Source organism: Rhodococcus sp. OK519, from assembly GCF_003051005.1.
GTDB lineage: Bacteria > Actinomycetota > Actinomycetes > Mycobacteriales > Mycobacteriaceae > Prescottella.
On sequence record NZ_QAOW01000002.1, the window covers coordinates 274,669 to 287,583 of the forward strand.

Below are 12,915 nucleotides of genomic sequence, written 5' to 3' on the forward strand. Positions count from 1 at the left end.
TTGCTTAAGCCTCGAACGCGAAGCGCGGGAACGCCAGCTCGCCGGCGTAGCGCGCAGCGTCGCCGAGGCTCTCCTCGATGCGCAGCAACTGGTTGTACTTCGCGACGCGCTCGCTGCGGGCGGGGGCGCCGGTCTTGATCTGACCGCTGCCCACGGCGACCGCGAGGTCGGCGATGGTGGTGTCCTCGGTCTCGCCGGACCGGTGGCTCATCATCGTCTTGTAGCCGCTGCGGTGGGCCAGGTCGACGGCGTCGAGCGTCTCGGTCAGGGTGCCGATCTGGTTGACCTTCACCAGCAGTGCGTTGGCCGCACCCTTGGCGATGCCCTCCTCGAGGCGCTCCGGGTTGGTGACGAACAGGTCGTCGCCGACGAGCTGGACCTTGTTGCCGATCTGGTCGGTCAGGGAAACCCAGCCATCCCAGTCGTCCTCGTCCAGCGGATCCTCGATGGAGACCAGCGGGTAGGCGTCGATCAGCTCGGCGTAGAACGCGGCCATTTCGGCGGCGGTGCGGTTCTTGCCCTCGAACTTGTAGCCGGTGCCGTCGGTGTAGAACTCGGTGGCCGCGACGTCGAGCGCGAGCGCGACGTCCGTGCCGAGCTTGAGACCGGTCTTGGCGACCGCGATGGCGATCAGGTCGAGCGCTTCCTTGGTGCCCGCGACGTCGGGAGCGAAGCCGCCCTCGTCACCGAGACCGGTGGACAGGCCCTTCTCCTTGAGCACGGACTTGAGCGAGTGGTACACCTCGGCACCCCAGCGCAGCGATTCCTTGAAGCTCGGGGCGCCGATCGGCGCGACCATGAACTCCTGGACATCGACACCGGTGTCGGCGTGAGCGCCGCCGTTGAGGATGTTCATCATCGGGACGGGCAGCACGTGGGCGTTGGGGCCGCCGACGTAGCGGAACAGCTCCAGTCCGGAGGACTCGGCACCGGCGCGGGCCACGGCGAGCGACGCGCCGAGCAGTGCGTTCGCACCGAGGCGGGACTTGTCGCGGGTGCCGTCGGCGTCCAGCAGGGCCTGGTCGACGGTGCGCTGCTCGGTGGCGTCCAGGCCGATGATGGCCGGCGCGATCTCACCGAGAACGGCCTCGACAGCCTTCTGGACACCCTTGCCCAGGTAGCGGTCGCCGCCGTCGCGCAGCTCGACGGCCTCGTGCTCACCGGTGGAGGCACCGGAGGGAACGGCGGCGCGCGCGAAGCTGCCGTCCTCGAGCAGCACCTCGACCTCAACCGTGGGGTTGCCACGGGAATCGAGGATCTCGCGAGCTCCGACCTGCTCAATGATGGCCACGAATGGTTCTCCTTCGGCGGCTTCGTACGGCTGCTGCGGACCGCGAACGAGCCGGTCCGGGCAGTCAGCGTCTGGGTTGTCTACGGGCAGGCGACCACGCTCAGCCGCCGGATGAATAGTGCCAGGTCTGAGCCTAACGGGAGTAACCGACTCCCGTCGCGAAGCACGCCCGTCGCGCAGGTCACCTCCGCACGCCCACCGAGTACGCCGCCGCCCGGTCGCGAACGTCACGCAGATACTCGCCGGACAGGTTGTAGGCCATGAGCGCCGCGGTCCACCCCTCGGCGGTGGTGAGGTCGCCACCACGCGCGCACAGGTATCGCGCGGCGGTGAGGGCCGCGTCGTCGATGCTGTCCGGATCGACGACGCCGTCGCCGTTGGCGTCCACGCCCCAGCGCTGCCACGTCTCGGGGATGAACTGGAGCGGGCCCATCGCCCGGTCGTGGGTGGCATCGCCGTCCATCGCGCCGCCGTCGGTGTCGGGAATCTCGGCGACCCCGGGCGACCCGTCGAGCGGAATCCCGCGGATCGACGGGCTCACCTTCCCGTCGTCGCCGACGCTCGATCCGCCATGCGTGCCGTGCTTGCTCTCGACGGCCGCGATCCCGGCGAGGGTCGTCCACCCGATTCCGCACTCGGGCCGGGTTGCCGTCATCACCGCGGCCGCGTAGCCATACGCCTCGAGCGCGGTGGGCGAGATGGCCAGCGTCTCGGACAGCGGCGTGGCCCAGCCGTCCAGCCGTCCAGCCGTCCGGCCGGGCGCGTTGATGTCGATCGGCGGCGTCGGCGCGCCCGGGCCGGGCGGGATGCCCTCGGGGATCTCGATGCGCGGCTTGCCCTGGTCCAGCTGGTCCAACCCGACCGCAAGCGTCACCACCGCGACACCGACGAGGACGGACGACGTCACGACCAAGAAAGTGCGCAGCGGTCGCCGACGCTTCGGGGGCGGGGACGCCTCGTAGGACCGATCTGCGCCCGATCTCGTCGCGGCTGCACGCGTCGCGGCTTCTCTCGTCACGCCGTCCATCATCCAGACCGCACGGTTGTGACGTTGACCGGATTGGGACCAAATGCCCATTTCAGACAAAAAGCACCAGGTCAGGGCCGGTTTCCGGGCAAACTTAGGGAATGCTACTTTCTGCGTGACTGTTCGAGGTTCGGCTTGCCTTCCTCTCCAGCGCCGACCCGACTCGCATCAGGAGCAGACAGTGTCAGTCCTCGCCGCCGGCGCCGACGCGCCGTCCATCGCGACGCAACTGTTCGGCAGCGGCCTGATCGGCGTTCGCGAGGGACTCGAGACCGGCATCGTCGTGATGATCCTGGTCGCGTTCCTGGTCAAGTCCGAACGCCGCGACGCCCTCAAATGGGTGTGGACCGGCGTCGCTGCGGCCATTGCCATGGTGATCGCGATCTTCGCCGGTATCCACTTCGGCACCTCCACCGTCACCGGCCTTGCCGCCGAGTTGATCAGTGGTCTGGCCTCCCTCGTCGCGGCCGCGATCGTCACCGCGATGGTCCTGTGGATGCGGACGGCGGCCGCATCGATCTCGGGGCATCTGCGCGCCGGACTGGATCGGGCCCTGGCTGTCGGACCTGTGGCAGTCGCAGCGATGGCCTTCTTCGCCGTCGGCCGCGAGGGCGTCGAGACCGCTCTGCTCCTGGTCGGCTATGCCGAAAATGCCGCCGGCAGCACGTGGCCGCTCGTCGGCTTGCTGCTCGGCATCGCCGTCGCAGCCGTCCTCACCGTGCTGCTGTACGTCGGGGCCGTCCGGATCGATTTCGCTCGCTTCTTCCGCTACACCGGCGCCTTCCTCGTCGTCGTCGCGGCAGGCATCCTCGCCTACGGCGTGCGGGCACTGCAGATCGCGGGCTGGCTGCCCGGCGGGTCGACGCTCGCCTTCGACATCTCGTCCGTCTTCGACACCTCCACCTGGTACGGCACCGTTCTGCAGGGCATCTTCAACTTCCGCCCGGACCCGACCCTGCTGCAAGCAGTCGCCTGGGTCGCCTACCTCGTCATCGTCATGCCGCTCTTCCTCCGCCCGGTCAAGGCGAAGACCGCGGCACCGCAGCCCGATCCGGCAGACAGCGACGATCCCGAACTCGAGACTTCCCGATGACCGTCCCCCGAAAGGCTCCGCCCGTGCGTCGTACCACCTCCGCGCTCGCCCTCCTCGCGATCGCTCCCCTCGCCCTCGCGGCGTGCACGTCCAAGTCGGCCGCGGACGACGAGGCGATCACGGTGACCGCTACCGACACCACGTGCGACATCTCGGGCAGCTCTGCGGAGACCGGAAACACGACCTTCTCCATCACCAACAACGGGTCCAAGGTCACCGAGTTCTACGTATTCGGCACCGGCGACCGGGTGATGGGTGAGGTCGAGAACGTCGGGCCCGGCCTGACCCGCCAGCTCATCGTCAACCTCGCCGAGGCCGGGACCTACCACACCGCCTGCAAGCCGGGCATGGTCGGCGACGGCCTCCGCGCCGAGTTCGTCGTCACCGGCGACTCGGTCGCCGCAACCGATCAGGACGGCCGGCTCACCGAGGCCGCGGCCAACTACAAGCGCTACGTCGACAGCCAGCTCATCGCACTGCAGGAGACCACAGCCGCGTTCGTGGCATCCGTCAAGGCCGGCGACGTCGCCGGGGCCAAGGCCCAATACCCGCTCACGCGCACCTACTACGAGCGCATCGAGCCCATTGCCGAGAGCTTCCCGGACGATCTCGATCCGCGCATCGACCTGCGCGAGGTCGACGTCGAGCCGGGCTGGAACTGGACCGGCTTCCACCGCCTCGAGAAGGACCTGTGGGTCCAGGGCCTGCAGCCCGACACCAACGCGATCGCCGACCAGCTCGTCGCCGACATCCAGGAACTCGCCGACGGCGTCGCGGCACCGGACTTCGTCATCGACCCGATCCAGGTGGCCGGCGGCGCGCAGACGCTGCTCGACGAGATCGCGCGCACCAAGATCACCGGCGAGGAGGACATCTTCTCGCACACCGATCTCTACGACTTCCAGGCCAACGCGGACGGCTCGCAGGCCGCGATCGCGTCGCTGCGTCCGATCCTCGACGACCGCAACCCCGACCTCGCGGCGCGGATCGATGCACGTTTCGCCGACCTCGACGCAGCACTGTCGCAGTACCGCCAGGGCGACGGATTCGTCTCCTACGACACCGTCACCGAACCGCAGCGTCAGGCGCTGTCGCAGAAGATCGACGCGCTGTCCGCCGAAGTGAGCCAGGTGCAGGGTGTCATTGCAGGATAAGGGCGGGCAGGATAAGGCCGGACAGGATAAGGACGGGCAGGACGGCAGGCCGCAGGGCGGGGACTCCACCCCGGCACCACGTCCGGGCCTGTCCCGGCGGCGCCTGTTCGGCGCCGTCGGAGCGGGCGCGGTGCTCGCGGGCGCGGGTGTCGCGGTCGGTCGACTGACCGCACCCGAGGCGGCCGAAACATCCTCGTCGACAGTGACCTTCCACGGCAGCCATCAGGCCGGAATCGTCACGCCCGCACAGGATCGCATGCACTTCGTGGCGTTCGACGTCATCACGGACTCGCGCGACGAACTCGTGGCGATGCTGAAGAAGTGGACCGAGATGGCCGCGCGGATGACCGCCGGCGAGGAGGCCGCAGCCGACGGGGCGATCGGCGCCGGCGAGTACAACCCGCCCACCGACACCGGCGAGGCACTGGACCTGCACGCGTCCAAGCTCACCCTCACGATCGGATTCGGGCCGTCGTTGTTCGAGGCGAACGGCAAGGACCGATTCGGCCTCGCAGACAAGCGACCTGCCGCGCTGGCCGACCTGCCCAAGTTCACCGGGGACGCCCTCGAACCGGCCCGCTCCGGCGGCGACATCGCGATCCAGGCATGCTCCGACGACCCCCAGGTTGCGGTCCACGCGGTTCGCAACCTCGCCCGCGTCGGCTTCGGCGTGGTGGCGGTGCGCTGGTCCCAGCTCGGGTTCGGCCGCACGTCGTCGACGTCGACAAGTCAGACAACTCCACGAAACCTGTTCGGATTCAAGGACGGAACACGCAACATCAAGGCCGAGGATCCGTCAGCGGTGTCGGAGTTCGTGTGGGTGGACCCGCAGGACGACCAGTCGTGGATGGCCGGCGGCTCGTACCTGGTCACGCGACGCATCCGCATGCTGATCGAACCGTGGGACCGGACGACTCTCCACGAGCAGGAGCGGGTGTTCGGGCGCAGCAAGGGCAGCGGCGCCCCGCTCGGACAGAAGACCGAGTTCGACGACCTGCAACTCGAGGCCAAGGGCGCTGGCGGCAAGCCCGTCATCGACAAGAACGCCCACGTGCGCCTGGCGTCGGCCGAAGAGTTGGGCGGCATCCAGATCCTGCGCCGCGGCTACAACTTCACCGACGGCACAGACGGTTTCGGCCACCTCGACGCGGGGCTGTTCTTCATCGCCTACTGCCGCGACCCGCAGAAGCAGTTCGTGCCGATGCAGCAGAGCCTGGCTCGCAACGATGCGCTGGGCGAGTACATCAAGCACGTCGGTTCCGCCGTCTTCGCGGTGCCTCCAGGTGTCCGCGAGGGCGATTACTGGGGGTCGACGCTGTTCGAGACGTGACCCGGTTCGAGGCTGATACAGTGCCGTCCATGGACATCGAGGTCGACAGAATCTAGCCACCGGACTGCCGGTGGCGTTGCCGATCCGGCGCGGACCGCGCCTCGGCTGACGACCCATGCCCTCTTCCTGGGGCTCATTTCCCGGCACGCCCGCCTCGCGCCGATCACGTTTCTCGCGTGCACAGCGATGTCGCCCTTGCCGGGCCACACCCCCGGAGACTTCTCGTGATCGGTCGTTCCCTCAGCCCTGCTGATCAGCAACCTTTCACGAAAGGGACGGCAACGCATGAGTGCCTCCGCAATCACCTCGAGAGACCTCACCTTCGAATGGCCCGACGGCACCGTCGCGCTCGACCGCGTGAGCGGCACCTTCACCACCGGCCGCACCGGTCTCGTCGGCCGGAACGGAGCCGGCAAATCCACACTGCTCCGACTGATCGCCGGGCTGCTGCGGCCCACATCAGGACGGATCGACACGGCCGGCGAGGTGGGCTATCTGCCTCAGACGCTGACGGCGCGCAAGGACTCGACCGTCGCCATGCTCCTCGGCATCGACCCGATCGTCGCAGCGCTCCGCGCGATCGAGTCCGGCGACGTGGATCCGCGTCACTTCGACACCGTCGGCGACGACTGGGACATCGAGGCGCGCGCCGACGAGGCACTACACGAAATCGGCTTCACCGCAGCAGATCTCGATCGCCGAGTCGACACCGTCTCGGGTGGCGAGGCCATGCTCATCGCCATCACCGGACTGCGGATCCGCCGCACCCCGATCACACTGCTGGACGAGCCGACGAACAATCTCGACCGGCCGACGCGCGCGCGTCTCGCGGAGATGGTGGACAACTGGACGGGCACGCTCGTCGTCGTCAGCCACGATCTGGAACTGCTCGAGCACATGGATGCCACCGCCGAATTGCACGACAGCCGGATCGAGGTGTTCGGCGGCCGGTACAGCGCCTGGAAGGAGTATCGCGAGCAGGAGCAGGCCGCGGCGGTGCAGGCTGCGCGATCGGCCGAGCAGGCACTCAAGGTCGAGAGGCGTCAACGGATCGAAGCCGACACGAAACTGGCCCGGCGGGAACGCACCGCGAAGAAGACCCAGAAGGACGGCGGGATCCCCAAGATCCTGGCGGGGAATCGAGCCGGCAAGGCACAGGCTTCCGCCGGATCGATGCGTTCGACGCTCGACTCCAAGGTCGAGGCAGCGCAAGCCGCCGTCGACGCTGCGGACCTGCGCGTACGCGAGGACGAACACATCCGGCTCGTCCTCCCCGACCCGGACGTCCCGCGGGGGCGGCGCCTGGCCGAATTCCAGGACGGCGACCGCTCGATCGTCGTCCAGGGCCCGGAGCGTGTCGCGCTCGTCGGCCCCAACGGCGCGGGCAAGTCGACGCTGCTCGAACACCTCGTCCACGGCACGGCCGGGGACCCCGGTCGCGTACACGCGGTGTCGTCGACGGACCGCGTCGGCTACCTCCCGCAGCGACTCGACAACCTCGACGACGGCCTGAGCGCGCTCGAGAACGTGCAGGAGGTCGCACCGGGCACGGCCGCGGGGACGATCCGCAATCAACTCGCCCGCCTACTGATCCGTGGCAGCGCCGCCGATCGGCCCGCCGCGACGCTGTCCGGCGGCGAACGCTTCCGAGTGTCACTCGCCAAGCTGCTACTGGCAGATCCGCCAGCGCAACTACTGGTCCTCGACGAGCCGACGAACAACCTCGATGTCACCAGCGTCGAACAACTGGCCGAGGCTCTCGACTCTTACCGCGGCGCGATGGTGATCGTCAGCCACGACTACGAGTTCCTGCGCAAGGTCGGCATCGACGTGACGCTGGAACTCGACGGGGAGGGTCGAATCGCGAAGCACAGCAACGGCTCCCCCAGCTGATTGGCGGTCAGCGGCTCCAGTAGGCCCGCCAGTCGTCCGCCCCGAGTCCGCCCCACGCGACACCGCTCGCGTGCGCGGCGGACTCGGCGGCGCGAATCCGGTCGACGAAACGCAGTGTCGCCTTGCGTAGTTCGTCCTCGGCACTGCCGGGTCCACCGAGACGAATGACACGCAGTTCGTCGGGAACCAATTCCTCCGGCAACCCGGACTTGCGGGCCCGCGAGATCACCTTCTCCGCGAGTGCCAGCGCGGGCTGCTGGAGCGCGATGCCGTCGATGCAGGATTCGCGCGCCTTCTCGGCCGCCTTCCGCTCCTCCCAGGCTCGCTCCTGGTCGGCGATGTCCACCGGCCCGGTGAGACCGTCGGCCAGGTGCGGGCTGCGGTGGGCCAGCTTGGCCACGAGCGTGGCGGCCACATCGTCGACCGTGAACTCCCCTGCCGCCTCCGCGATCCGCGAATGAAACAGCACCTGCAACAACAGGTCCCCGAGTTCTTCACGAATCGACACCGGGTCACCGGTCTGGATCGCGTCGAGCAGTTCGTAGGTCTCCTCGAGCAGGTAGGGCCGCAGCGAGTCGTGAGTCTGCGTCACCTCCCAGCCGCCGAAACCCCACAGCTTGTCCATGACCACGGCGGCCTCGATCACGGCGTCACCGGCACGCCACTGGTCGTCGCGTTCGCTGCCTGCACTCATGCGGGTCAGACCCCGGCCTGGTCAGCGGTGGGAGTGCTCACGTCGACCGATCCCGCCGCCTTGCCGTCCATCGCGAGGAGGAAGTCCGCGATGTACTGCAACAGTTCCACGTCACGCACCCGCTCGGCGCCGACCCCGCCTGCCCCGGCCCGCGGCAGCGGCATCTGCACCATTCCGGTGGTCGCCCGATACTGCGCGCTCGCGTACATCCGCTTGAGCCGCAACTGCTTCGAGTCCGGGAGCTGCATCGGCGAGATCTTGAGCTGGGTGCCGGTGACGGCCACCTCCTCGATCCCGTACTCGCGGCACAGCAGGCGGAGCTTGGCGACCGATATCAACCGGCCGACCTCCTCCGGGAGCGGGCCGTACCGGTCGACGAGTTCCTCGACGACCGCGGCGATCGCGTCGGCGTCGGCCGCCGCAGCGAGCTTGCGATAGCCCTCGAGCCGCAACCGGTCGCTGGTGACGTAGTCGGGCGGGATGTGCGCGTCGACCGGTAGATCGATTCGCACCTCCTTGGTCTCGGGCTCGGTCGTCACGGGACGGCCGTCGGCGACGGCACGGTACGCCTCGACGGCCTCGCCGACGAGCCGCACGTACAGGTCGAAGCCGACGCCCGCGACGTGACCGGACTGCTCGGCGCCCAACACGTTTCCGGCACCGCGGATCTCGAGGTCCTTCATCGCGACGGCCATGCCGGCGCCCAGATCCGAGTTCTGCGAGATGGTGGCGAGACGGTCGTATGCGGTCTCGGTGAGCGGCTTCTCCGGCGGGTACAGGAAGTATGCGTACCCGCGCTCGCGGCTGCGGCCGACGCGACCACGCAACTGGTGCAGCTGCGACAGGCCGAGCGAGTCGGCGCGTTCGACGATGAGCGTATTGGCGTTCGAGATGTCGAGTCCCGTCTCGATGATCGTGGTGCAGACCAGGACGTCGAACTCACGCTCCCAGAAGCCCTGCACCGTCTTCTCCAGGGTGTCCTCGTTCATCTGGCCGTGCGCGACGACGACCCGAGCCTCCGGGACGAGTTCCCGGATCCGCTTGGCGGCCTTGTCGATCGAGCTGACCCGGTTGTGGACGTAGAAGACCTGACCGTCGCGTAGCAGCTCACGCCGGATTGCGGCTGCCACCTGCTTGTCTGCGTACCCGCCCACGTACGTGAGGATCGGATGCCGTTCCTCGGGCGGGGTGAGGATCGTCGACATCTCACGGATGCCGGCCATGCTCATCTCGAGCGTGCGGGGGATCGGTGTGGCCGACATGGTGAGCACATCGACGTGCGTGCGCAGCGCCTTGATGTGTTCCTTATGCTCGACGCCGAAGCGCTGTTCCTCGTCGACGACGACCAGGCCGAGATCCTTCCAGCGGACACCGGTCTGCAGGAGACGGTGGGTGCCGACGACGATGTCGATCTCGCCTTCCGCCAACTGCGCGATGACTTCCTTGGACTCGGCCGCATCGGTGAAGCGGGACAGCCCGCGAACCTTCACCGGGAAGTTCGCCATCCGTTCGGCGAACGTCTGCAGATGCTGCTGCGCGAGCAGCGTCGTCGGCACCAGCACCGCGACCTGCTTGCCGTCCTGCACGGCCTTGAAAGCGGCACGGACCGCGACCTCGGTCTTGCCGTAGCCGACGTCGCCGATGACGACGCGGTCCATCGGGACCGCCTTCTCCATGTCGGCCTTGACCTCGTCGATGACGGTCAACTGATCGTGGGTCTCGGTGAACGCGAACGCGTCCTCCATCTCCTTCTGCCACGGAGTGTCCGGACCGAAGGCGTGCCCGGGTGCCGCCTGGCGGGCCGCATACAGCTGCACCAACTCGCCCGCGATCTCCCGAACCGCCTTGCGGGCCTTGCGTTTCGTGTTCTGCCAATCGGAACCGCCGAGCTTCGACAGGGCCGGCATCTCGCCGCCCACGTAGCGCGAGAGCTGATCGAGCGATTCCATCGGCACGAACAACCGGTCCCCCGGATGCCCGCGCTTGCTCGCCGCGTACTCGATGACGAGGTACTCACGCCGGGCTCCGCCGATGGTCCGCTCGACCATCTCCACGAAACGGCCGATGCCGTGCTGGTCGTGCACCACCATGTCGCCGGCAGTGAGGGCCAGCGGATCGACCTGGTTGCGCCGCTTGGCCGGCAGCTTCTTGCCGTCACCTGCGGCGGCGACCCGATTGCCGGTGAGGTCGGACTCGGTGACGATCACCAGTCCCGGTACCCCGGCCGCGTCGTCGCCCGGGAGCACGAGGCCCTCGTGTAGCGATCCGCGCAGGACCTGCACGAGCCCGCGGGCCGGCTCGGCGCCCGGCGCGAGTTCGCCAGCCGGGACGTCGGCCTCCTTCAGCCGCTCGAGGACGCGGTGCGCGGTGCCCGAACCGGCGACGACGACCACCGCACGTCCCCCGGTCGTCACGTGCGCCCGCAGGTTCTCGAACAGCATCGACAGCATCTCTTCGGAGCCACGCACCTCGGGGGCCGACTGCACCGGCAGGACGAGCTCGTCGTCGCTGCCCGACGCCAGCGGGCTGATGGTCCACAGCGGACGCCCCTGCGCCTCCGCACTCTCCCGCACCTGCCGCAGCGACCGGTACGCGGACGCGCCGAGATCGATGCCGCCGCCGAGGACCGACGTGTCGATGGGTGCCGCGCCGCCGATCGACGCCGCCGTCCACGACGCCTCCAGGAACTCCTGCCCGGTACGTACGAGATCGGTGGCCCGGGTGCGGATCTTCTCCGGGTCGCACAGCAGCACATGGGTCTCGCGCGGCAGCACCTCGGTCAGCAGTTGCAGCTCACCAGGCTGCAGCAGCGGCAGCAGTGCCTCCATGCCCTCCACGGAGATGCCGGCCGAGAGCTTGTCGAGCATCTCCACCAGTGCCGCGTCGGCGGGGTTCTCGGTGGCGAGTTGCGCGGCGCGGTCCCGCACCGCCGCGGTCAGCAGGAGCTCACGACACGGCGGCGCGACGACGGTCGTGAGTTCGAGTTCGGGTAGCGAGCGCTGGTCGGCAACCGAGAAGGCACGTAGTTCGGTGACCTCGTCGCCCCAGAACTCGACGCGCACCGGGTGATCGGATGTGGGCGGGAAGACGTCGAGAATGCCGCCGCGCACCGCGAACTCGCCGCGCTTACCGACCATGTCGACGCGCGTGTAAGCGAGTTCGGCGAGCCGAGAGACCAGCTCGCCGAAATCGTGTTCCGATCCGATCCGCAGGATCACCGGCTCGATCTCCCCGAGACCGGGCGCCATCGGCTGCACGAGCGAGCGCACGGTCGTGACGATCACTTGCAGCGGCGGCCCGTAGACGGCCTCGTCGGGCCGCGCGAGGCGCCGCAGCACCTGCAGTCGGCGCCCGACGGTGTCGGCGCTCGGCGACAGTCGCTCGTGGGGCAACGTCTCCCACGACGGGAACTGGGCGACACCGTCGCCGATGATCTCGCTGAGCTCTGCGGTGAGGTCGTCCGCTTCACGTCCGGTCGCGGTGACCAGCAACAGCTGAGTTCTGCCCGCGAGGGCCGCGGCCACGAACGGGCGCGCCGCCACCGGGGCGACGATGTCGACACCGGTCCGCCCGATGCTGTCGAGGACCCGGCCGATCGCGCCGTCCGCCAGAGCCGTCGATGCGAGACCGGCGAGCGGAGTGGCTGCGGCACCGGGGGCCGAGGAAGTATCTGAAGGGGACACGGAAGACAACGACGGCGCTCCTGATGTCGTGAAATGCAGACCGTACGATTCTAGGCGCGCCGACCGACAACAGGCCCCGGCGCGGTCACTGACCGAGCTGCGGATCCGCCTCGAGATTGGTCAGGCCGTTCCAACACAGGTTCACCAGGTGGGCCGCGACCACCTCCTTCTGCGGAGTGCGTTCGTCGAGCCACCACGTCGCGGTGGTCGCGACCATCCCGACCAGCGCCTGCGCGTACAGCGGAGCGAGTTCGGGGTCGAGGCCGCGGCGGGCGAAGTCGCCGGCGAGGATGTACCCCACCTGCCGGACGGCCTCGTTGAGCAGACTCGAATAGGTGCCCTCGTCGGCAGCGACGGGCGAGTCACGCACCAGGATCCGGAAGCCATCGGTGCGTTCTTCGACGTAGGTGAGCAGCGCCAACGCGACCCGTTCGACCCGGATGCGGGACCGATTCTGGGCGAGCGACGACGTGATCATCTCGAGCAGTTTCGACATCTCGCGATCGACGACGACGGCGTACAGCCCCTCCTTGCCGCCGAAATGTTCGTAGACGACGGGCTTGGAGACCTGGGCGCGCGCCGCGATCTCCTCGATGGAGGCGGCCTCGTAGCCGCGTTCGGCGAACAGCGCGCGACCGATTTCGATCAACTGCTCCCGGCGCTGTGTGCCGGTCATTCGTGTCCGGGGCGCGCGCTCGGCGGCCTGGGATTCGCGTGCTGGTCGCGACACTCGCGGTAACCGTCCTTTCC

Annotated in this window: 9 protein-coding genes; 4 read left to right on the forward strand and 5 right to left on the reverse strand. The window is 68.6% G+C overall.

What is annotated here, in order from left to right; all coding sequences use genetic code 11:
* Nucleotides 1–4: 4 nt before the first annotated feature.
* Together eno and C8K36_RS08615 are read right to left on the reverse strand one after the other, a co-directional pair.
* Nucleotides 5–1,291 (reverse strand): phosphopyruvate hydratase, encoded by a 1,287-nt coding sequence (gene eno, locus C8K36_RS08610; RefSeq protein WP_107984051.1) that lies wholly within the window; start codon nt 1,289–1,291, stop codon nt 5–7.
* 181 nt (nt 1,292–1,472) lie between these two features.
* Entirely contained in the window at nt 1,473–2,321 is an 849-nt protein-coding gene (locus tag C8K36_RS08615) for a lytic transglycosylase domain-containing protein (RefSeq protein WP_258195331.1), read from the reverse strand.
* 178 nt (nt 2,322–2,499) lie between these two features.
* On the opposite strand from C8K36_RS08615, the gene efeU reads away from it, so the two are divergent.
* From efeU to C8K36_RS08635, 4 genes are all read left to right on the forward strand, one after another.
* Entirely contained in the window at nt 2,500–3,411 is a 912-nt protein-coding gene (efeU, locus tag C8K36_RS08620) for an iron uptake transporter permease EfeU (RefSeq protein ID WP_107984052.1), read from the forward strand.
* Entirely contained in the window at nt 3,408–4,565 is a 1,158-nt protein-coding gene (gene efeO / locus C8K36_RS08625) for an iron uptake system protein EfeO (protein ID WP_107984053.1), read from the forward strand. Before efeU ends, efeO begins: the two co-directional genes overlap by 4 nt.
* Before the next feature lie 88 nt (nt 4,566–4,653).
* The gene (gene efeB / locus C8K36_RS08630; protein WP_107984326.1) at nt 4,654–5,895 is read left to right on the forward strand and encodes an iron uptake transporter deferrochelatase/peroxidase subunit; all 1,242 of its coding nucleotides are present in this window, start codon (nt 4,654–4,656) and stop codon (nt 5,893–5,895) included.
* A gap of 285 nt (nt 5,896–6,180) precedes the next feature.
* Entirely contained in the window at nt 6,181–7,788 is a 1,608-nt protein-coding gene (locus tag C8K36_RS08635; protein ID WP_107984054.1) for an ABC-F family ATP-binding cassette domain-containing protein, read from the forward strand.
* A gap of 7 nt (nt 7,789–7,795) precedes the next feature.
* Here C8K36_RS08635 and C8K36_RS08640 read toward each other — a convergent pair whose 3' ends face one another.
* The 3 genes from C8K36_RS08640 to C8K36_RS08650 form a co-directional block, all read right to left on the reverse strand.
* Nucleotides 7,796–8,482, reverse strand: a complete 687-nt coding sequence (locus tag C8K36_RS08640) for a MazG family protein (RefSeq protein WP_107984055.1) — start codon at nt 8,480–8,482, stop codon at nt 7,796–7,798.
* A 5-nt stretch (nt 8,483–8,487) separates the two neighbouring features.
* Nucleotides 8,488–12,165, reverse strand: coding sequence for a transcription-repair coupling factor (gene mfd / locus C8K36_RS08645; RefSeq protein ID WP_107984056.1), 3,678 nt, complete (start codon nt 12,163–12,165; stop codon nt 8,488–8,490).
* Between the two features lie 85 nt (nt 12,166–12,250).
* The gene (locus C8K36_RS08650; RefSeq protein WP_107984057.1) at nt 12,251–12,841 is read right to left on the reverse strand and encodes a TetR/AcrR family transcriptional regulator; all 591 of its coding nucleotides are present in this window, start codon (nt 12,839–12,841) and stop codon (nt 12,251–12,253) included.
* Nucleotides 12,842–12,915 lie beyond the last annotated feature (74 nt).